The organism is Streptomyces cathayae (assembly GCF_029760955.1).
Taxonomy (GTDB): domain Bacteria; phylum Actinomycetota; class Actinomycetes; order Streptomycetales; family Streptomycetaceae; genus Streptomyces; species Streptomyces cathayae.
In genome coordinates, this window is record NZ_CP121682.1 from 522541 (window position 1) to 541921 (window position 19381).

The following is a 19381-nucleotide window of genomic DNA, read 5'->3' on the forward strand; positions in this document are numbered from 1 at the left end:
CCCGAAGGATCTGACATGGAAATACTCGTACTCGTCGTGCTGCTCGCCTTGGCCACCGCCGGGCGAGCCGACGACGTTCCTCATCTCACCACTGCCGCCCTCGTCGGTGCCGATACCTCTCACAGGGTGCCGACACCGGCCGCTCAGGTGTCCGCCGATGCCGACTCCGGCACGGTGCGCACCGGCCTTTCCCGCATACCGCGGGACTTCGCGATCGCCTGGCGAGCATTCCTCCGGCCGTCACCTCCGTGACCTTCCGGGACTCAGGTACGTCCCACGTCACCTCATCACGCACGCCGCGATCACGCACAACGAAAGAAGGGCCCCAGTGGTGTTCAGCAAGAAGCGCCGTCTCGCATACCTTGCCTCAACGGCTTTGATGGTCATGTCCCTTGCGACGGCATGCGCGGACAAGAAAGGTGGAGCAGCAGGTGCTCTACAGGTCAGCGGGTCGACCACGGTAGCCCCCGTGGCCGCGGACGCGGCCCAGGCCCTCAAGGCCGACGGACTCGACATCACCGTGGCCACCCAGGGTGGGTCCGCCGGCGGCATCTCACAACTCGCATCGGGTCAGATCAGCATCGCGATGAGCTCCAAGCCCTTGGCCGACGAAAACAAGGCCGCCCACCCCGACACCGACTTCCGTCCCGTCCAGATCGGTGCCGACGCCGTCGGTGTCATCGTCACCCAGCAGGTCGCCGACGGCGGCGTGAAGGACCTCACAGCGGCTCAGGTACGCGGCCTGTTCGAGGGGAAGATCACCAACTGGTCCGAGGTCGGTGGTCCGGACCTCGAGGTCTTCGTGTACGACAAGGAACCCGGGCGCGGCACGCGGGAGGTGCTCGACAAGTACCTCTACGGGGAGGAGAAGCCCCCGCCGCCGCCCGAGTCGGGCAACTTCGCCATCGTGGGCGGCAACCTCGAAACCCGCAACAAGCTGAAGTCGACACCCGGCGCTGTGGCGCCGCTGTCCACCAGTTTCATCGAAGGACACGATGATCTGCAGGCGGTGACGCTGGGCGGCATCGCGCCGACTCCCGAAAACATCGCCTCCGGCACGTACCCCATGTCCAGGCCCCTTTACTTCCTGACCGACGGTGAGCCGGAAGGAAAGGCCAAGAAGTTCATCGACTACGTCCTGTCCGCCAAGGGCCAGGCACTGATGACCAAGCACGGCTACCTGACCCTCGAGCAAATCGGGAAGTAGCCGATGAGCACCAGAACACTGACTCGGCAACCGGTCACACCGGACCCGGGCACCCGCCCACACCCGTCGAGGTGGGTCTGGAGCTGGGTGTACGCCGGGGCGTTCTCCGTAGCAGCCCTGCTCATGGTCCTCGTCGGGTATCTCGGCACAGGGGTCGGCAGTGGCGAAGTCGACTGGCCGGCGCTCCTGACCGAAGCCGCCTGGAGCCCGGCCAATTCCGTTTACGGCGGCCTGGCGATGATCTACGGCACGGCCGTCGTCTGCGTACTCGCCCTCGCCCTCGCCGTACCCGTCAGCTGGGCGGCGGCTGTCGCGCTGTCGGAGTACCTGCCGCCCCGCGTGGCTCGGCCGTTGCGCATGTGCGTGGAATTGCTCGCCGCCGTGCCCTCCATCGTCTACGGCCTCATCGGCATCATCGTCATCCGCCCGGTCATCGCCCAGCTGGCGGACGTACCGGGCGGTGACAGTCTCATCGCCGCCGGCATCGTCCTCGCCGTCATGATCACTCCGACGATCGTGGCCGTCAGCGTGGACGCGCTCGCCGCAGTGCCCGACCGCTGTCGGGAAGCCGCCTTCTCACTCGGCCTGACCCGCCGCGAAGTCGTCCGCTCAGCCGTGTTGCCGCTCGCGCGGTCAGGCATGCGGGCAGCCGTTCTGCTCGGCCTGGCCCGAGCGCTCGGCGAAGCCATCGCGGTCTTCCTGGTCGTGGGCAGAGCCGACGGACGGCTTCCCACCAGCTTCGGCGGCTTCCTCGACTCGCTGGTCCACCCCGGTCAGACGCTGACGACGAAGCTGGCCGGGCCGGAGCCCGTCCTGGCCGGCACCTCCGGCCCTCACTTCGCCGCCCTGTGCGGACTCGGTTTCATCCTGCTGGCACTGGTGGCTGCGGCGACGTTCTGGGGCACGCGGGGCCAGAGGCAAAGCACAACGACCAAGCGCACACCCCGGTACCGGACCTCGACCCGGATGCGTGTTCAGCGGGATCGACTCGCGATGTCACTGCGGCTGGGAGCTCTGCTGCTGCCCAGCCTCCTCCTCGTGGGCATGCTCGCTCTTCTGGTGACTCGAGGAAGCAATGCGTTCGATCCGTCCTTCTGGTTCACCTCGGCAACAGGAGCGGCCGGCGGAGGAGTTCGCGACCAGATAGTCGGCACACTCCTGCTGGTCGTCACGACGGGTCTTCTCGCCCTGCCACTCGGCTTCGGCGCCGGCGTCCTGATCGGTGTCCACGCGTCCGCCCGTACCGCGCGACTGCTCCAGACCCTGACGGTCGTTCTCGGAGGTGTGCCGACCATCCTGCTGGGACTGGCCGGATTCGTCATCCTGTCCACCACCATGGGATGGGGCAGGTCCTGGCTGGCGGGAGCCATCGTGCTCGTCCCCGTGGTCGTACCCGTGATCGCACTGTCCACCGCCGCTCGGGTCAGGAGCCTGCCGCCCGAACTGAAGGAAAGCGCACTGTCCCTGGGCCTGACCCGTGCTCAGCTCATCCGGTCGGTCGTCGTCCCCTACACCTGGCCCGCCACGGTCACCGGCCTGCTCCTCGGTCTGGCCCGCGCGGCCGGCGAGACCGCCCCACTGCTGTTCACTGCCACGGTCTTCTTCGGAGCTCCCGCGTTGCCGAGCGGCATCGTCGAGTCCCCGGTACAGGCACTGCCGACCCACATCTTCACTCTCTCCCAGGACTCGGGTGATCCCCAGGCAGTCGCCCAGGCATGGGGGAGCGCCATGGTCCTGGTCCTCATCACCGCAGTCCTCCTCAGCGCGGCGGTCGCGCTGCGCAACCGCTTCGAAGGAGAGCGATGGACAACATAATCACCGTGCGCCAGCTCCGCGTGCGCAGTCAAAACAAGGCCCTGGTCGGTCCCGTCTCCTTCAGCCTTGGGCAAGGGTCCACCACTGGTCTGTGCGGGCCATCGGGCGCCGGCAAGTCCACCGTCCTGCGTGCCCTGGTGGACCTGCTCCCGAGCGGGCTCACCAGAGACGGCGACCTGCAGGTGCTGGAACGGACGATTGCCCCGGGCAAGGGAGACGCCGACCTCCGGGCCAAGGTTGTACTCGTACCCCAGACGCCCGTGGTCTTCGGCGGCAGCATCCTCGACAACGCGCTCTTCGGCCTGAGGCATGTCCTGCGGGCCCCCCGAGAGGTGCTGCGCGAACGAGCGGAACAAGCACTGCACGAGGCCGGGTTGTGGAAGGAGGTCTCCGACAGACTCGACTCACCGGCCCACACCCTGTCCGCGGGACAACGGCAGCGACTGTGTCTCGCGCGTGCACTGGCCCTGGAGCCGGCGGCTCTGCTCCTCGATGAGCCCACCAGCGCACTCGACGAACAGAGCCGGGACAAAGTCGAGGAATCGATAGCAGCGCTGCACGGTCGCCGCGCAGTCCTTCTCGTCTCCCACGACCCGGCACAGATGGAACGTCTTTGCGACACGACCGTTCGCCTGGACCAACCCGTGGCAGCACCCCCCGCCGTCGCAGTCTCCTGACCACCCCAAAGCCGAGAGGACACCCCGAAACGCCCGGTTCCCTGGCTCCTCCAGCCCTGCACCCAGTGCCTTCACCGCCAGGGTGCGGGGCTGGAGTTCCGCCCATGGCGCGGTCCGGATTGCTACACACCCACCTGGCTACGCTGATGCAGGATCTGCATCAGCGCTGAGCGGACTCCTTCACCCAGCCGGTAGTAGACGAGGCGGCCCTCACGTCGGCTCTCGATCAGACCGATGCAGCGCAGCCGCTTGAGGTGGTGGCTCACGGTCGCCTGCGACACCCCGACATCGGCCAGCTCGTGCACAGCGGCCTCGGCACCTCGAAGCTCGGCCAGGTGTATCAGCAACTGCAGGCGGACCGGGTCACCCAACGTCTTGAAGACATTGGACCACCAGACCATGTCCGCCGCGCTCAGCTCCAGGCACGTCCCGTCGCACGTGGCACCGGCGCCCCTCTGACACATGTCGTCTCCTCACCCCAGCGTCGCTTCTGGGTTGCGTGACCGGCAGACATGCCCTACACCGACGACCGCTTGGCCCGGTGCGCGCCCCCCCGCGGCCCGCCGGAGCGTACTGGCTCAAACGGCTCGTGACAGCAGACCGGCCATGCCCGACAGCACGCCGGGTGCCACGCTGTAGTACACCCAACTCGCCCGGCGCTCCGAGACCAGCAGCCCTGCCTCACGCAGTTTGCGCAGGTGGTGGCTGACTGTGGGCTGGGAGACTCCGACGTCCTGGATCTCGCAGACGCATGCCTCCCCGCCGGGCTGCGCCGCGACTTTCGAGAACAACCGCAGCCGTACCGGGTCGGACAGCGCCTTGAACATGGCAGCGATCTTCTCGGCGTCAGCAGCGGACAACTCCTCCTGCCCCAGTGGCTGGCAGCACTTCAAGGAAGCGGAGACGTCAGCAACAGAGCCCGAGGCCAAGTTAGACATGCCTCTATGTTGACAGCTATCTAATCACCTGCCAAGGGTGCCGCAGATCGCACCACAGAGACCGTAACGCCAATTCGATGAACTTCTATGTTGACGAGCATCGATCCCGGATGCATGCTGAATTGTATCGACGAACATCGAAACCGAGGAGTCGTCTATGTTCGCCCCCTCCCCCGCCGACCTCCCTGTCGCCGTCATCGGCGCCGGCCCCACCGGTCTGGCCGCCGCCGCCCACCTGACCGAACGCGGTCTGAGGCCCCTCGTCCTGGAGGCCGGGGCGGCCGCCGGCGCCACCGTGCGCGAATGGGCACACGTACGCCTGTTCTCCACATGGGGCGAGATCGTCGACCCGGCCGCCGAAAAGCTGCTCGCCCCCACGGGCTGGAGCAGGCCCGATGCCGCCGCCTACCCGAGCGGCCAGGACTGGGTGGAGCGCTATCTGCAGCCCCTCGCCGACACGCTCGGCAAGCGGGTCCGCTACGGCGCCCGGGTCACCGGCGTCTCCAGGGCGGGCCGCGACCTCATCGTGGACGCCGACCGTGAGACTCAACCGTTCGTCGTGCACGTGCAGCACTCCGACGGCCGCGAGGAGCGGATCCTCGCGGCAGCGGTGATCGACGCCTCCGGCACCTGGACCACCCCCTCCCCGGCCGGTGGAAGCGGCCTGCCCGCCCTCGGCGAGCAGGCGGCGCATGACCGCATCGCCTACCGCGTGCCCGACCTGACCGACCCGGCGGTACGTGCCCGCTACACCGGCAAGCGCATCGCGGTCATCGGCTCCGGCGCCTCCGCGTTCACCGCTCTCGCCTCGCTGGCCGACCTGGCTCGCTCCCAGGACGGCGCCGGCACGAAGGCGGTGTGGATCCTGCGTCGCGGTATCTCCGGTTCCACCTTCGGCGGCGGCGAAGCCGATCAGCTGCCCGCACGCGGCGCCCTCGGTCTGGCGGCGAAGACCGCCGTCGACGACGGCCACGCCGATGCGGTCACAGGCTTTCGCACCGAGGCCGTCGAGCGGGATACCGACGGGCGAGTGATCCTGGTGGCCGAGGACGGCCGGCGCCTGCAGGCGGTGGACGAAGTGATTGTGCTGACCGGATTCCGCCCCGATCTGTCATTCCTCTCCGAGGTGCGCCTGCGTCTGGACGAGCGCCTGCAGGCGCCGGTGGAGCTGGCCCCGTTGATCGACCCCAACCAGCACTCCTGCGGCACTGTCTACCCGCACGGCCACCGCGAACTGGCCCACCCCGACTCCGGTGTCTACCTGGTTGGTATGAAGAGCTACGGTCGCGCTCCCACGTTCCTGGCGATGACCGGCTACGAGCAGGTCCGCTCCGTGGTGGCCGCCCTCGCCGGCGACACGGACGCCGCGGACCGCGTGGAACTGGTCCTGCCGGAGACCGGCGTGTGCGGTGGTGCCGGACTGTTCGACACCCCCGACACCGCCGGAGCGGACGCAGGAGGCTGCTGTGCCGCCCCCGCCCCGCAACTGATCCAGCTCACTCCCGCCTCCGCCGGCTCCGCCACCACGGCCGGTGGCTGCTGCGACGCCTGACCGCCCCGCCTCGGGACCGCCTCAGCCTCGAGGGTCCGTCCCTTTCGAAATCAGCAGGAGGAATACCCCGTGTCCCGGATACAGCTCGCCCTACGCGTCCCCGACCTGCACACAGCCATCACCTTCTACAGCAAGCTGTTCGGCGCCGAGCCGACCAAGCTCCGCGACGGCTACGCCAACTTCGCCCTCGCCGAACCCCCGCTCAAGCTCGTTCTCATCGAAGGAACAGCGGGCGAGGACACACACCTGGACCACCTCGGCGTCGAGGTGGCATCCACCCAGGAAGTGAAGGAGGCCACCACTCGGCTCGCCCAGGCCGGGCTGGCCACCGTCGAGGAGAACAACACCACCTGCTGCTACGCACTCCAGGACAAGGTGTGGGTGCGCGGCCCCGGCCAAGAGCCGTGGGAGGTGTACGTCGTCAAGGCTGACGCCGATACCCTCGCCAAGCAGCCGGCCGACGCCTGCTGCACCCCGGGCGACGACGCCGCGACCGAGCAGCAGCCTACGGCGCCGAACTGCTGCTGACCCTCCGATGACCCATCTCAACGCCCGGCCGCGCGCGGTCGCAGCCAGCCCTGACAAGCAGCTGCGTCCGCGCGCTGCTCTGCCCGCCCTGTGCCTGACCCAGATCACGAGCTGGGGCATCGTCTACTACGCGTTCCCCGTCCTCAACCCCGAGATCACTGCCACCACCGGCTGGTCCGCAGCTGCCACCACAGCAGCGTTCTCGGCCGCACTCGTGGTCTCCGCACTCGTTGGCATCCGCGTCGGCCGCATCCTCGACGCCCGCGGACCACGGATGGTAATGACCACCGGATCCGCCATCGGCACCGCCAGCCTGCTCGTCATCGCCACCGCGCCCAACCTGTTCCTCTTCACGGCCGGATGGCTGCTGGCCGGCTTCGCCATGGCCTCGACCTTCTACCAGCCCGCATTCGCCGCCCTCACCCGCTGGTGGGCCCCTGACCATGTGCGCGCCCTGACCGTGGTCACCCTCGCCGGCGGTCTGGCCTCCACTGTCTTCGCTCCCCTGACCGCTCAGCTCAGCGCCCACTTCGGCTGGCGACACACCTACCTGATCCTCGCCGCAGTCCTGGCCGCCGTCACCCTGCCCGCCCATGCCCTGGCCCTGCGCGCCTCCTGGCCCGCCCCCGCGCACTCGACCTCCGTCCAGGCCCCCACCAGCAGGACCGTGATCCGCAGCCGCACCTTCCTGCTGCTCACCACCGCCCTGACCTTGTCCGCCTTCGCGATGTACGCCGTGGTCGTCACCCTTGTGCCCCTGCTACTGGATCGCGGCTACACCACCAACCAGGCCGCATGGGCTCTCGGTCTGGGCGGTCTGGGCCAAACCCTCGGCCGCCTCCTCTACACCGCCATCGCCCGCCGGACCACGCCCGCCGTACGCGCCGCTGTTCTCATCGGCCTGGGCGGAGTGTCCACCGCCGCCTTCGCCCTGATTCCGGGCCCCTACCCGCTACTCGCGGCGCTCGCGGTCATGGCCGGCACCGTTCGCGGCAACCTCACTCTGCTCCAGGCCACCGCCGTCACCGACCGCTGGGGAGCGAACCAGTACGGACGCCTCTCCGGGCTACTCGCCGCGCCCACCACCACGGCATCCGCACTGGCCCCGTTCGCGGGTACCGCACTCTCCGTGCCACTAGGAGGCTACCCACACCTCTTCGCAGGTCTCGCTCTCGTCTCGGCCGCTGCCGCACTGATCGCACATCGCACGACACCTCCACTCACGCGCAGAAGATGAATGTGGGCGTTGCCGCGGTCGTCGTTTGCCAGGCCCAGCGCCCGGTGATGAGCGCCCTGCCCCAAGATCACTAAGGAGTGACCTTGATGAGTGCCGAGGAGCAGGAGGCCGAGCACGCGAGGAAGATGCGCGAGGCTGCGAGAGGGCGGTTCGTGAGTGTTTGAGCGGTTCTGCCGTCTCCTGATGGTGACGGAGCATCGTCACCGACACCCTCGGCCTGCTGCTGGCGGTGCTGGTCACCGCGGCGAGCGTGCAGGACTCCGACGCCGGCCAGGCCCTCGTCGACCACGTCGCCGCGGAGCATCCCACTGTCCGCAAGACCTGGGTCGACGGCGGCTACCGCCAACACCTCGTCGAGCACGCCGCACGCCTGGGTATCGACATGGAAATCGTCCAACGCACGCCCGGCACCAGGGGATTTACCCCGCTGCCCAAACGCTGGGCCGTGGAGCGCACGTACGGATGGCTGATGTTCCACCGCCGTCTGGCCCGCGACTACGAAACCCTGCCCGCCCGCTCCGAAGCCATGATCCACCTCGCCATGACCGACCTGATGGCCCGCCGCCTCACCGGCGAGAACACCATCTCCTGGCGCGACCCCGTAAATCCACATCAACCACAGATCCCGGGATGAAAAAACGGAAGAAAACGACCTCGAAGAACCCACTGGTGGCGCTCGGACAGCACTTCTCTCACCAGATCAAGGAAAGCAGCGTTCACCAGCGGGCATCCACGGCCCCCGAACCTTGTCGACTCTCCACAAGACGACAGGGCACGTGCCGAGTTCACGCCCCGGCACCCGGCCCAGCCGCCCGCCGGGGCGGCATTCGTCCGGCCGGCACCGAGTCCGCAAAGGCCACCGCACGCGAGGGAGCTGCGAAAAGAGTGCCTCAAACGCAGCTGACGAGGCGTCAGCAAAGTCAGCATCAGGTCGGCAAGAGTCCTGCCGCAGCTGCTCACGGACGGCCACCGCCACACCGGGGAACCGCCTGCCGTCCCGTTCCGGTCCGCACTCCGCTCAGCCGTCCTCCCGCGAGCGGCCGGAAGGCGGGAGGCAGCGCCCGGCCGACTCCCGCCCACCAGCCACCAGGACTCAGGCGTTCCCGCAGGTCAACGAACCCGTCCTCGTGGCTTCAGCGGCACCGGCGGCAGCTCGGGGGCCGGCAGTGGGGCGCCGTCGTAGCCCTTCACCTCGCCGAAGCGGGTGCCGGTCATCCAGTCCCGGCGGGCCTGTTCGATCTCCTCCTGGGTGCGGCCGATCCAGTTCCAGAACATGACCAGCTCCTCCTCGAACGGCTCTCCGCCCAGGAGCATCAGCGCCGCGTCGGACTCGGCGCGCAGCGGGAGTTCGTCGCGGCCGCAGCCGAGGTAGAGCATCGAGCCCGGGAGCACCGGTACGCCGTCCACGTGGACCTCGCCGGACATGGCGAGGACCGCGTACTCGAAGTCGCGCTCCAGGGGCAGCCGGACGTCCGCGCCGTTCGCCAGGGCCAGGTCGGCGCCGACGATCGGGGTGTACGCCGTGCCCGGAGAGGTGGCGCCGTCCAGGTCACCGAGGATGAGCGTGGCCTCGACACCCGGTGCCGTGACGACCGGGAGGTCGGTGTGGTGCTCGAAGCGCGGGTCGGTGTGGCGGTGGCCGTCCGGGAGGGCGACCCACAACTGGGCGCCGTGCAGGAACCGGGCGTGCGAGCGGGGGCTCTCCTCGGAGTGGCTGATCGCCCTGCCGGACGTCATCAGGCCCAGTTCGCGCGGGCGGATCGTCTGGAGGCTGCCCGTGGAGTCACGGTGCAGGACCTCGCCCTCGTGCAGCCAGCTCACCGTCTGCAGACCCATGTGCGGGTGCGGCGGCACCTGCATGCCGGGCTCGTCGGCGATGTCGTCCGGACCGTAGTGGTCGACGAAGCACCACGCGCCGACCATGCGCCGCCCCAGGTTGGGCAGTAGCCGCCGGACCTCGGTGGACTCGCCGAGCTTGACCTGTCGGGGACTGAGGAGCTCACGCACCGGCTCCGCCACCACGAAGCCGCGGCCACCGCACAGGGACGGAACGGCTTCCCGCTCAAGATTGCTCATGGGCACAACCTAGCTTCGAGAGGTGCGGTGCGTCACTCGTCCGCTCCCGCTCCGCATCCGAACCGGTGGTGGAATATTCAACCAACTGGCTCCGTTGTCGGTGTCGAAGGAGGTCACGAGTGGACACCAGGTACTACTACGACCACGGAACCCCGGCCGAGCGCTGGGAGCGCGCCGGGCTGTTCTTCGACGCCAGGGACTACACCGCCGCGGCGCGCGTCCTGAGCGGGCTGGTCGAGGAGGTGCCGGAGCAGACCGGGCCGCGGCTGCTGCTGGCGCGCTCCTACTACCACTCGGCCCAGCTGCGCCGCGCCGAGGCCGAGTTGCGGATCATCGTGGAGCGCGACCCGGTGGAGCACTACGCCCGGCTGATGCTCGGCCGCACCCTCGAACGGCAGGGGCGGAACGAGGAGGCGGAGTCCCACCTGCGGATCGCCGCCGCGCTGGCGGGCGAGTTCGACGGCGGGCTCGACCGCGAGTTCGACCGCGCGTAGAGGACTGCCGGACGGCCGTCCGGCAGTCGCGCGGGCCGGTGCCGGCCTCCCTCCGGGAGGAGCAGGGCACCGGCCCGCGCGGTTTTCAGCCCCTCCCGGTTACGGCGTCCGTGCCGTTCCGGTGCGTGCGCCTCCCCCGTACGTCCGTCGTCCCCGTCGGTGCGCGATCTCCCCGAGGAGGATGTCGACGGCGAGGAAGGCGGCCAGCGGGATGCCGAGCAGCGGGACGAAGTAGCCCAGCACGGCGATCACCGCCAGCAGTGGGACGAGGACGTACGGCGGCACCTGCTGCCAGGCACCGCGTGGGATCGGCCGGCCGAAGGCCGAGCCCCGGCCTCGCTGCCACCACATGCGGTAACCCCACAGGATCAGCAGGATCAGCGTGGCCGCGAGCAGCATCAGCGCGATCTGGTTGGGCGGGCCGAAGAGGGTTCCGGTGTGCAGGTCGATGCCCCAGCGGCTGAGTTTGGCGAGCACCGGGTAGTCGGCCCACCGCACGACGTCGGTGACCGCGCCGGTCGCCGGTTCGACGGCGACCGCGTCCTGCTTCTCGGGCCAGCTGCGCTGCACCTGCTTCACGACGTACGCGGAGGCGTCGTCGGCGGGCGGGACGATCTCCACCGGGTCGTCCAGGCGCTCGGCCCGGGCCGCCGCGAGGACCTTGTCGAGGCCGACCCCGTGCTCGGCGTCGCCCCCGTTTCCGCCCGCCGCGCCGTGCCCGGCGTGTTCGCCGCCCGCGGCGGCCGACACCGCGGGCGTCTCCTGGCCGAGCGAGGCGCGCAGGTCGGCGATGGTGGCACCGGTGTAGGTGGACCAGGTCAGTCCGGTCGCGGAGAGGAAGATGAAGCCGGCCGCGGCCCAGGCTCCGATGCCGCCGTGCAGGCCCAGAGTGCGCCGCCGGCCGCTGGTGCCGCGGATCTTGCGCAGCGCCCGACGGCGGGAGAACCACAGCACCAGGCCGCCGGCGGCGATCACCCACAGCCAGCTGGCCGCGAACTCGCTGTAGAGGCGGCCCGTTTCACCGAGGTGCAGATCGCGGTGGAACTCGTCGATCCAGGTGCGCAGGGGCAGTGCGCCGGTGGAGCCGTACTGCTCCAGTGCGCCGCGCACCTCCGCGGTGTACGGGTCGACGAACACGGCGAGGGTGTGGTTCGGGTCCACTCCCGGCACGCCGGACAGCATCACCCTGGTGGTCGCGTCCGCCTCGGGTGCGGGCCGGATCGCGGAGACCGCGCCCTCGGGGTGCGCCTCGCGGGCGGCGGCCACCTGCTCGGAGATCGGCAGTGCGCGGTCGCCGACGGGGACGGTCAGCTCGTGGTCGTAGACGATCTTCTCGACCTGGAAGGACGCGGCGTACAGCAGGCCGGTGAAGGCGGCGACGAGCAGGAACGGCGCCACCACCACGCCCGCGTAGAAGTGCAGGCGCAGGATCAGGGGACGCAGGGTGGCCCAGCCGGATCCGGACCGCGCGGGGGCGGGGGGTGGGGGGGCCTCGTCCGTGGTGGTCGAGGGAGCGGTGGTCATCGGTGGGCTTCTCCCGGGGCGTCTTGGCGGCCGTGGTGCTGCTCCAGTGGTCGGGGCGGCGGGGCCGTGAGTTCCCGGGCGGCGGGCGTGACCTGCGCCACTCGGCGGAACGGGGGTGTCGTGGGCACGTGTCATCCTGGCGCGATGGGAACTGTGAACGACCGTGTGCCCCTCGCCGAGCGCGTCGAGCGACTCCTCGCCGGTGCAGGGCCGTTGCCCATCGTCGCGGCCGGTGATCCGGTTCTGCGGCAGGCGTCCGAGCCCTTCGACGGCCAGTTGGACCCCATGCTGCTGGCGCGGTTCGTCGAGGCGCTGCGGGTCACCATGCACGCGGCGCCGGGGGTCGGCCTGGCCGCGCCGCAGGTGGGGGTGGGGCTGCGGATCGCGGTGATCGAGGATCCGGCGCCCGTCCCGGAGGAGGTGCGGCTGGCACGCGGCCGGGTGCGGCAGCCCTTCCGGGTGCTGGTCAACCCGGTCTACGCGCCGGTCGGCGGCGGGCGGGCGGCCTTCTTCGAAGGCTGCCTGAGCGTGCCCGGCTACCAGGCGGTGGTGGCGCGCCACGTCGAGGTGCGGCTGACCGGACAGGACGAGCACGGGCGGGCGGTGGACGAGGTGTTCGGCGGCTGGCCCGCGCGGATCGTGCAGCACGAGACGGACCACCTCGACGGCACGCTCTATCTCGACCGGGCCGAGCCCCGCTCGCTCTCGTCCCACCAGGCGATGGCGGAGCGCTGGGCGCAGCCGACACCGGAGACGGCCGCGCGGGCACTGGGCTTCGAACTCCCGTAGAGCCGGCTCCCGTGGAACCGGCTCCCGTAGGCCCGGTCGCCCGCCTGCGTCCCGTTCTCCCTGTGGCTCAGGCGCTGTCCCGGTACGCCTCCAGCAGTCGGAGCCACGCCTCGCTGATCGTCGGGTACGACGGGACCGCGTGCCACAGGCGGGCGACCGGGACCTGGGCGACGACCGCGACGGTCGCCGAGTGGATCAGTTCGCCCACTCCGGGGCCGACGAAGGTGACGCCGCGCAGGGTCTCGCTCTCGAGGTCGACGACCATGCGGGCGCGGCCCTTGTAGTCCTCCCCGTACAGACCGGCGCCGGCGACCGAGGACAGGTCCAGGTCGACGGCCCGGACGCGGTGCCCCGCCTGTTCCGCCTCGGCCAGGGAGAGGCCGACCGAGCCCGCCTCCGGGTCGGTGAACACCACCTGGGGTACGGCGTCGTGGTCGGCGGTGGCGGCGTGCGCGCCCCATGCCTCCGCGGCGACGGGTTCCCCGGCGGCGCGCGCGGCGATGGCGGCGCCCGCGATACGGGCCTGGTACTTGCCCTGATGGGTGAGCAGGGCACGCCGGTTGACGTCGCCGACCGCGTAGAGCCAGTCCTGGCCGGTCACACGGAGGGTGTCGTCCACGGTGAGCCAGGATCCGGGTTCCAGGCCGACGGTCTCCAGGCCGATGTCGTCGGTGCGCGGGGCGCGGCCGGTGGCGAAGAGGATCTCGTCGGCCTCGATCCGCTCCCCCGTGTCGGTGACGACCACGACGGTGCCGTTCTCCCTGGTCACCGAGGTGGCGGAGGTACCGGTGCGGAGGTCCGCGCCGGCCTCGGTGAGCGCCTCGGCGACCAGCTCTCCGGCGAAGGGTTCCATCCGGGACAGCAGGCCCTTGCCGCGTACCAGGAGCGTGACCCGGGAGCCGAGCGCCTGCCAGGCCGTGGCCATCTCGGTGGCGACGACACCGCCGCCGACCACGACCAGCCTGCCGGGCACGGCCTTGGCGCTGGTGGCCTCCCTGCTCGTCCACGGCGCGACGTCGGCGAGTCCGGGCAGCGGGGGCAGCAGCGCGCGGCTGCCGGTGCAGACGGCGACGGCGTGCCGGGCGGTGAGGACGTGCCGCGTTCCGTCGCCGGCGGTGACGGTCACCGTGCGCGGGCCGGTGATCCGCCCGACGCCGCGGTGGAGCTCGACGCCGACGCTCCGAAGCCACTGGACCTGGCCGTCGTCCTTCCAGTGCGAGGTGTACTCGTCCCGGTGGGCGAGGACCGCGCTCACGTCGAGGGGTCCCTGCGCCGACCGGCTCAGGCCGGGGGTGCGGCGGGCGTCGGCCCGCGCGAGAACGGGACGCAGCAGGGCCTTGCTGGGCATGCACGCCCAGTAGGAGCACTCGCCGCCGACCAGTTCGCTCTCGACGATCGCGGTGGTCAGTCCGGCCGCGCGGGTCCGGTCGGCGACGTTCTCCCCCACGGGCCCGGCGCCGAGCACGACGACGTCGTAGTCCGTGGACTCCGGTTCCGCCGGTCCTGTCGACCCCGTCGGTGCCGTCGATCCTGTCGGTTCCGTTTGCCTCATGGGGTCAGTCTGGTGGGTGGTGTGCAGGGTGGCCACATGGGTAGGGGCGCGGAATACGTGACCCGGTCGGCCGTGTTGTGCGGACGGCTCGCCCCGACACCAGGAAGAGGGAACACCATGAGCAGCACCGTGGAGCTCACCAAGGAGAACTTCGACCAGCTGGTCACGGAGAACGAGTTCGTTCTCATCGACTTCTGGGCGTCCTGGTGCGGGCCGTGCCGTCAGTTCGCGCCCGTGTACGAGAAGGCCGCGAAGGACAACCCTGACCTGGTGTTCGGCAAGGTGGACACGGAGGCGCAGCCGGAGCTGGCCGCGGCCTTCAGCATCCAGTCGATCCCGACGCTGATGATCGTCCGCGACCAGGTGGCCGTGTTCGCCCAGCCGGGTGCCCTGCCCGAGGCCGCGCTGACGGACGTCATCGGGCAGGCCCGGAAGCTGGACATGGACGAGGTCCGCAAGTCGATCGCCGAGCAGCAGGCGAAGGCCGGCGGCGAGGCGGGGAGCCCGGGCCAGGACCGGTGACCGACCGGCCCCGGCTCGGGTCCTTCGGACACGGTTCCTTCTGGAAACCGCCTAGAAGGGGTACTGCGCGACGTCCCCGCGCACGGTGGTCCAGCGCACCTCGGTGAACGCGTCCAGGTTGGCGTCGCCGCCGAAGCGGGATCCGGTGCCGGAGGCGGCGACGCCGCCGAAGGGGGCCACGGCCTCGTCGTTCACGGTCTGGTCGTTGATGTGCACGATCCCCGTCGGGATCCGCTCCGCCAGGTCCAGGCCGCGTGCCGTGTCGGCGGTGACGATGCCCAGCGCGAGGCCGTAGGGGCTCGCGGCGGCCAGGGCGGCGGCCTCGTCGGCGTCGCCGAAGGACCGTACGGGTGCGACGGGGCCGAACACCTCCTCCGTGTACGCGGGGGTGTCGTCGCCGGTGTCCGCGAGGACGGTGGGCCGGTAGAACAGCCGGTCGTGGGTGCCGCCGGCGGCGAGTTTCGCGCCGCCGGCGGTGCTGGACTCGACCAGGGCGTGGACCTTGTCGAGTTGTCCGCGGTCGATGAGCGGGCCGAGGTGGACCTGGTCGCGGTGCGGGTCGCCGACGGCGAGCGAGTCCGCCTTGGCGGCCAGCCGTTCGACGTACTCGTCGTAGAGCGAGGCGTGCACCAGGTGGCGTCCGGTCGTCATGCAGATCTGGCCCTGGTGGAAGAACGATCCCCAGGCCGCCGTGGAGATCACCGCGTCGAGGTCGGCGTCCTCCAGCACGATCAGCGCGGAGTTGCCGCCGAGTTCCAGGTGGGCCCGCTTGAGGTGACGGCCCGCGGCCTCCCCGACGTGCCGGCCGGCGCCGGTGGAGCCGGTGAAGGAGATGACGGGGATGAGCGGGTCGGCGACGAGTGCCTGGCCGGTCTCCGCGCCGCCCGGCAGGATGTGCAGCAGCCCTTCGGGCAGTCCCGCCTCGGCGAACACCGCGGCGAGCGCCAGCCCGCCGCAGACCGCGGTGCGCGGGTCCGGTTTCAGGACGACCGCGTTGCCGAGCGCGAGGGCCGGGGCGACGGAGCGGATGGACAGGATCAGCGGCGCGTTGAACGGCGCGATGACGCCCACCACACCTACCGGCACCCGCCGGGTGTACGACAGCCGGGGTCCTTCGGTGGGCAGCACCTGACCGGGCGGGCGGGAGGCCAGGGCCGCGGCCTCGTAGCACTCCTGGGCGGCGACGTGCAGTTCGAAGTCGGCCTTGCCGGGGATGTTGCCGGCTTCCCGGACCAGCCATTCCCGCAGTTCGTCGGCGTGCGCGGCGAACAGGTCGCCGGCCTTGCGGAGCACCGCGGCACGGACGAAGTGCGGGGCCTTGGCCCACTCGGTCTGGGCGGCGCGGCCCGCTTCGGCGGCGGCTCCGACGTCCTCACCGGTGGCGAGGGTGACGGTGGCCAGCTGTTCGCCGGTGGCGGGCTCCGTGACGGTGTGGTCGGGTCCCGCGAGACGGCGGGGTTGCCAGGTCGTGGCGTCGAGCAACGGCATGGGTGAGCTCTCCGATCGGTCGCCGGCGCACCGCGCGAGCGCGAGCCCGGCTGTCCTTCCGCGTACCATTTAGTTGAGCAGGCAACATTCTAGTCGCCATCCGGACGGTCCGCTTCCCCATCGTCCGACGACGCGACCGGGACTCGCATGCGGTGCGGGCAGGCACCCGGCATGCGAACGGGCCTCAGCTGGATTCGCGCTGGACCACCGACGCCCCCAGCACCTTGTGGGCCTCGGGTGCGGCGGCGGGATCGCGCACCGCTCGGTCGACGAGTTCGGCGAGTTCCCGGCCGGGCGGCAGGTCGAGATGGACGGTGGTCAGCCGGGGCCGCAGCAGCCGGCCCAGCATGAGGTTGTCGGCGCCGACCACGGCCGTCTCCTCCGGGATGCGGACGCCGACGTCGTCCAGGGCCCGCATCAGCAGCATCGCGTACTCGTCGTTGTAGGTGAACACGGCGTCGAGGCCGAGGTCGCGCCAGCCGGCGGCGAGCCGCGCGGCGGCGCCCTCGTCGTGGGCGAGGGGCAGTTCGGTGACCGTCGCGTCGGTGCCGCGCAGCGCCGCACGCACACCGGCCAGGCGAGGCGCGGAGAACGCCCCCAGACCGGGCTCGCGCGGGACGACGACGCCGATGCGGCGCCGACCGCGGTCGAACAGATGGGCGCCCGCGCTGTGGCCGACGACGTCGTGGTCCATGAGCAGGGCGTGCGCGCCCTCGACGGACTCCGGGCCGAGGGTGATCACGGCACGCGCTCCGGAGCGTTTGAGCACGGCGACACCCCGCGGGCCGAGCCCGGAGCCGGGGACCAGCACGGCCACGGGCCGCAGTTCGGCCCAGGCACGGGCGGCCTCGTCGTCGTGCACGCCGACGGTGCCGTACTGCACGACCGTGTAGTCGAGGCGGCCGAGCGCCACCTGGAGGTCGTTGACGAACTGGCTGTAGACCGGGCCGACCGGGAAGGCCGGGGCCGGCATCAGCACCATGCGGCTGTGGCCGGCCCGTAAGCTGCGGGCCGCCGCATGCGGCACGTACCCGAGTTCCCTGGCGGCGTCGTGGACGCGGCGGCGGGTGGGCTCGCTGATCCGGACGGCCTCGGCGTTGTTCAGGACGTAGGAGACGGTCGCGCGCGAGACGCCGGCCAGTCGGGCCACGTCGGCGCTCGTGGGCACGGCACGCGGCAGTGCGGCGGATGCGGGCGTGGGTGGGTTCGGTATCTGCACCATGACGCAACGCATCTTCGCAGAAGCCCGAACGGGCCCTTCGGCCGGGGGAGTTGAGAGCGTCTCAGCACGATCCCGGCCCAGTTCAGGACGCCCCGGCCGCACGGCCGGAGCCACGCGGCCGGGGTGGCGCCGTCAAGGTGGCGCGCTCCGGTACCGTGCGGCCGCGGTACGCCGGCCCGGTCAGCCGGGGGAGGCTGTGGGACCCGTCACGCGGTCGACGAGGTCCACCCACGCGGCCTCCAGCCGCTCCATCGGCATCCCGCGCTGCTGGGTCAGGTGGTGGACCAGGGCGGGGTCGAGCGGCGCCATCAGGGTGTGGGCGAGCAGTTCGCAGTCCGCTTCGGGGACTGCCTCGCGCAGCAGCAGCGACACATGGTGGATCAGCACACGGCGGGGCGGGTTGGTGAAGCGGCGGTCGGCGCACGGTTCGGCGGCGAGCTGCAGTTCCAGTTCGTCGGCCGTGCGGCGCAGCAGGGCGAGACCGAACGCCCGCAGGCGCTCCGCGGGCGGCGCCCCCGGCCCCATCGGCGGGGGTCCGGTGAGGAAGGCGGCCTGGAACTTCTTCTCGGAGTGGTCTAGCAGCGCCGACAGCAGCCCGGTGCGGTCGCCGAAGCGCCGGAAGACCGTCCCCTTGCCCACCCGGGCCGCCGCTGCCACCGCCTCCATGGTGAGGCCGTCCGCGCCGCGCTCGGCGACGAGCAGAGCGGCGGCCTCCAGCAGCCGGGCGCGGTTGCGCGCCGCGTCGGCCCGCAGGCAGGGCTCGTCGATCTCGCCGCCGAGTTGCGGCAACTCCTGCGGCTCGACGGGCTCCTGAGGTCTCGGGGCGGGCGACGGCACGACGGACATGAAGCCAGGGTAAGGCATCGGGAAGAAACTGGACCAGGGTCCGGTTAGGGTGCTAGAAAAGAAAACGGACCTCGGTCCGGATTGTTGCGGCAGTGTTTCGTCACTCCGTCGCGTCCGACCGTCGCACCGTTTGCCCCACCCATGTCCCACCCGGTATTCCACCCCCCAGGAGTTCTCATGTCCGTCCGCATCCTCGCCCTCGTCGGCAGCCTCCGCGCCGGTTCGCACAACCGTCAGCTCGCCGAGGCCGCGGTGAAGCTCGCGCCCGAGGGCTCCGACGTGGTGCTCTACGAGGGTCTCGCGGAGATCCCCTTCTACAACGAGGACATCGACGTCGAGGGCAGCGTCCCCGCCGCCGCCACCCGGCTGCGCGAGGCCGTGGGCAGCGCCGACGCCCTGCTGCTCTTCACGCCCGAGTACAACGGCACGATCCCGGCCGTCCTGAAGAACGCCATCGACTGGCTGTCCCGCCCGTACGGCGCCGCCGCCCTCGGTGACAAGCCCGTCGCCGTGATCGGCACCGCCTTCGGCCAGTACGGCGGCGTCTGGGCGCAGGACGAGGCCCGCAAGGCCCTGGGGATCGCGGGCGGCAAGGTGATCGAGGACATCAAGCTCTCGATCCCGGGCTCCGTGACCCGTTTCGCCGAGGTCAGCCCCGCCGACGACGCCGAGGTCGTCGGGCAGCTGACCGAGGTCGTCGTCGCCCTCAACGGCCACGCCACCGCGCCGGCCGCCGTCTGACCGCACCCCGCACGACCTGACCTGTCCCGAAGGGGCCGGTGCCGTACCGACGACGGCGCCGGCCCCTTCGGCCGTGCGGACGGGCCGCCCGCCCCGCGCTCGGACCCCGGCCGTCGCGCGTTCCTCGTGGTGGACCGGCGTCCGCGAGCCGGTCAGCGGCGTTCCCCTGCCGC

General features: G+C 71.0%; 18 protein-coding genes and 2 pseudogenes. 12 read left to right on the forward strand and 8 right to left on the reverse strand.

What is annotated here, in order from left to right; all coding sequences use genetic code 11:
- Positions 1–15 precede the first annotated feature (15 nt).
- From PYS65_RS02460 to PYS65_RS02475, 4 genes are all read left to right on the forward strand, one after another.
- Complete coding sequence (locus PYS65_RS02460; protein ID WP_279332041.1) at positions 16–252, forward strand: hypothetical protein; 237 nt, start codon at positions 16–18, stop codon at positions 250–252.
- 76 nt (positions 253–328) lie between these two features.
- On the forward strand, positions 329–1207 hold the full coding sequence (locus PYS65_RS02465) for a phosphate ABC transporter substrate-binding protein (RefSeq protein WP_279332042.1): 879 nt from the start codon (positions 329–331) through the stop codon (positions 1205–1207).
- A gap of 3 nt (positions 1208–1210) precedes the next feature.
- Positions 1211–3022, forward strand: a complete 1812-nt coding sequence (gene pstC / locus PYS65_RS02470) for a phosphate ABC transporter permease subunit PstC (RefSeq protein WP_279332043.1) — start codon at positions 1211–1213, stop codon at positions 3020–3022.
- Positions 3010–3699, forward strand: a complete 690-nt coding sequence (locus tag PYS65_RS02475; protein ID WP_279332044.1) for an ATP-binding cassette domain-containing protein — start codon at positions 3010–3012, stop codon at positions 3697–3699. Before pstC ends, PYS65_RS02475 begins: the two co-directional genes overlap by 13 nt.
- A gap of 122 nt (positions 3700–3821) precedes the next feature.
- On the opposite strand, the gene PYS65_RS02480 is transcribed toward PYS65_RS02475, so the two are convergent.
- Positions 3822–4163 carry an ArsR/SmtB family transcription factor gene (locus PYS65_RS02480; RefSeq protein ID WP_279332045.1) on the reverse strand — a complete coding sequence of 114 codons (342 nt, stop codon included), beginning with the start codon at positions 4161–4163 and terminating at the stop codon, positions 3822–3824.
- Positions 4164–4277: 114 nt separating this feature from the next.
- The gene (locus PYS65_RS02485) at positions 4278–4637 is read right to left on the reverse strand and encodes an ArsR/SmtB family transcription factor (RefSeq protein WP_279332046.1); all 360 of its coding nucleotides are present in this window, start codon (positions 4635–4637) and stop codon (positions 4278–4280) included.
- Positions 4638–4794: 157 nt separating this feature from the next.
- On the opposite strand from PYS65_RS02485, the gene PYS65_RS02490 reads away from it, so the two are divergent.
- From PYS65_RS02490 to PYS65_RS02505, 4 genes and pseudogenes are all read left to right on the forward strand, one after another.
- Positions 4795–6189 carry an FAD-dependent oxidoreductase gene (locus PYS65_RS02490; RefSeq protein ID WP_279332048.1) on the forward strand — a complete coding sequence of 465 codons (1395 nt, stop codon included), beginning with the start codon at positions 4795–4797 and terminating at the stop codon, positions 6187–6189.
- A gap of 69 nt (positions 6190–6258) precedes the next feature.
- The gene (locus tag PYS65_RS02495) at positions 6259–6717 is read left to right on the forward strand and encodes an ArsI/CadI family heavy metal resistance metalloenzyme (protein WP_279332050.1); all 459 of its coding nucleotides are present in this window, start codon (positions 6259–6261) and stop codon (positions 6715–6717) included.
- 148 nt (positions 6718–6865) lie between these two features.
- A pseudogene (locus PYS65_RS02500) lies at positions 6866–7954 on the forward strand (MFS transporter); the annotation flags it as partial.
- Positions 7955–8144: 190 nt separating this feature from the next.
- Positions 8145–8588: pseudogene (locus tag PYS65_RS02505) on the forward strand (transposase); the annotation flags it as partial.
- Positions 8589–9064: 476 nt separating this feature from the next.
- Here the strand turns inward: PYS65_RS02505 and PYS65_RS02510 are convergent.
- Complete coding sequence (locus PYS65_RS02510) at positions 9065–10030, reverse strand: pirin family protein (RefSeq protein WP_279332052.1); 966 nt, start codon at positions 10028–10030, stop codon at positions 9065–9067.
- 119 nt (positions 10031–10149) lie between these two features.
- On the opposite strand from PYS65_RS02510, the gene PYS65_RS02515 reads away from it, so the two are divergent.
- Entirely contained in the window at positions 10150–10524 is a 375-nt protein-coding gene (locus PYS65_RS02515) for a tetratricopeptide repeat protein (protein ID WP_279332053.1), read from the forward strand.
- A gap of 99 nt (positions 10525–10623) precedes the next feature.
- Here the strand turns inward: PYS65_RS02515 and PYS65_RS02520 are convergent, their stop codons facing one another.
- Positions 10624–12048 (reverse strand): PepSY-associated TM helix domain-containing protein, encoded by a 1425-nt coding sequence (locus PYS65_RS02520; RefSeq protein ID WP_279332055.1) that lies wholly within the window; start codon positions 12046–12048, stop codon positions 10624–10626.
- A gap of 144 nt (positions 12049–12192) precedes the next feature.
- Here PYS65_RS02520 and PYS65_RS02525 point away from each other — a divergent pair, with 144 nt between their 5' ends.
- On the forward strand, positions 12193–12837 hold the full coding sequence (locus tag PYS65_RS02525; protein WP_279332056.1) for a peptide deformylase: 645 nt from the start codon (positions 12193–12195) through the stop codon (positions 12835–12837).
- Between the two features lie 67 nt (positions 12838–12904).
- Here the strand turns inward: PYS65_RS02525 and PYS65_RS02530 are convergent, their stop codons facing one another.
- Positions 12905–14389 (reverse strand): dihydrolipoyl dehydrogenase family protein, encoded by a 1485-nt coding sequence (locus PYS65_RS02530; protein WP_279332057.1) that lies wholly within the window; start codon positions 14387–14389, stop codon positions 12905–12907.
- Between the two features lie 117 nt (positions 14390–14506).
- On the opposite strand from PYS65_RS02530, the gene trxA reads away from it, so the two are divergent.
- A complete protein-coding gene (gene trxA / locus PYS65_RS02535) occupies positions 14507–14911 on the forward strand; it encodes a thioredoxin (RefSeq protein WP_279332058.1) in 405 nt (134 codons plus the stop codon).
- A 51-nt stretch (positions 14912–14962) separates the two neighbouring features.
- On the opposite strand, the gene PYS65_RS02540 is transcribed toward trxA, so the two are convergent.
- The 3 genes from PYS65_RS02540 to PYS65_RS02550 all read right to left on the reverse strand — a co-directional run bounded on the left by PYS65_RS02540 (position 14963) and on the right by PYS65_RS02550 (position 18467).
- Positions 14963–16399, reverse strand: coding sequence for an aldehyde dehydrogenase family protein (locus PYS65_RS02540; RefSeq protein ID WP_279332059.1), 1437 nt, complete (start codon positions 16397–16399; stop codon positions 14963–14965).
- 184 nt (positions 16400–16583) lie between these two features.
- Complete coding sequence (locus PYS65_RS02545; RefSeq protein WP_279332061.1) at positions 16584–17621, reverse strand: LacI family DNA-binding transcriptional regulator; 1038 nt, start codon at positions 17619–17621, stop codon at positions 16584–16586.
- Between the two features lie 180 nt (positions 17622–17801).
- The gene (locus PYS65_RS02550; protein WP_279332062.1) at positions 17802–18467 is read right to left on the reverse strand and encodes a TetR/AcrR family transcriptional regulator; all 666 of its coding nucleotides are present in this window, start codon (positions 18465–18467) and stop codon (positions 17802–17804) included.
- A 177-nt stretch (positions 18468–18644) separates the two neighbouring features.
- Between PYS65_RS02550 and PYS65_RS02555 the strand changes: the two genes are divergently transcribed.
- Positions 18645–19208, forward strand: a complete 564-nt coding sequence (locus PYS65_RS02555; RefSeq protein WP_279332063.1) for an NAD(P)H-dependent oxidoreductase — start codon at positions 18645–18647, stop codon at positions 19206–19208.
- The last annotated feature ends 173 nt before the right edge of the window (positions 19209–19381 follow it).

Excerpts from the sequence above, each read along its gene's own strand:
- PYS65_RS02460 (WP_279332041.1), top strand. The coding sequence starts at position 16 with ATGGAAATACTCGTACTCGTCGTGCTGCTCGCCTTGGCCACCGCCGGG.
- pstC (WP_279332043.1), top strand. The coding sequence starts at position 1,211 with ATGAGCACCAGAACACTGACTCGGCAACCGGTCACACCGGACCCGGGC.
- PYS65_RS02475 (WP_279332044.1), top strand. The coding sequence starts at position 3,010 with ATGGACAACATAATCACCGTGCGCCAGCTCCGCGTGCGCAGTCAAAAC.
- PYS65_RS02480 (WP_279332045.1), bottom strand. The coding sequence starts at position 4,163 with ATGTGTCAGAGGGGCGCCGGTGCCACGTGCGACGGGACGTGCCTGGAG.
- PYS65_RS02485 (WP_279332046.1), bottom strand. The coding sequence starts at position 4,637 with ATGTCTAACTTGGCCTCGGGCTCTGTTGCTGACGTCTCCGCTTCCTTG.
- PYS65_RS02490 (WP_279332048.1), top strand. The coding sequence starts at position 4,795 with ATGTTCGCCCCCTCCCCCGCCGACCTCCCTGTCGCCGTCATCGGCGCC.
- PYS65_RS02510 (WP_279332052.1), bottom strand. The coding sequence starts at position 10,030 with ATGAGCAATCTTGAGCGGGAAGCCGTTCCGTCCCTGTGCGGTGGCCGC.
- PYS65_RS02520 (WP_279332055.1), bottom strand. The coding sequence starts at position 12,048 with ATGACCACCGCTCCCTCGACCACCACGGACGAGGCCCCCCCACCCCCC.
- PYS65_RS02525 (WP_279332056.1), top strand. The coding sequence starts at position 12,193 with ATGGGAACTGTGAACGACCGTGTGCCCCTCGCCGAGCGCGTCGAGCGA.
- PYS65_RS02530 (WP_279332057.1), bottom strand. The coding sequence starts at position 14,389 with ATGAGGCAAACGGAACCGACAGGATCGACGGCACCGACGGGGTCGACA.
- trxA (WP_279332058.1), top strand. The coding sequence starts at position 14,507 with ATGAGCAGCACCGTGGAGCTCACCAAGGAGAACTTCGACCAGCTGGTC.
- PYS65_RS02540 (WP_279332059.1), bottom strand. The coding sequence starts at position 16,399 with ATGCCGTTGCTCGACGCCACGACCTGGCAACCCCGCCGTCTCGCGGGA.
- PYS65_RS02545 (WP_279332061.1), bottom strand. The coding sequence starts at position 17,621 with ATGGTGCAGATACCGAACCCACCCACGCCCGCATCCGCCGCACTGCCG.
- PYS65_RS02550 (WP_279332062.1), bottom strand. The coding sequence starts at position 18,467 with ATGTCCGTCGTGCCGTCGCCCGCCCCGAGACCTCAGGAGCCCGTCGAG.
- PYS65_RS02555 (WP_279332063.1), top strand. The coding sequence starts at position 18,645 with ATGTCCGTCCGCATCCTCGCCCTCGTCGGCAGCCTCCGCGCCGGTTCG.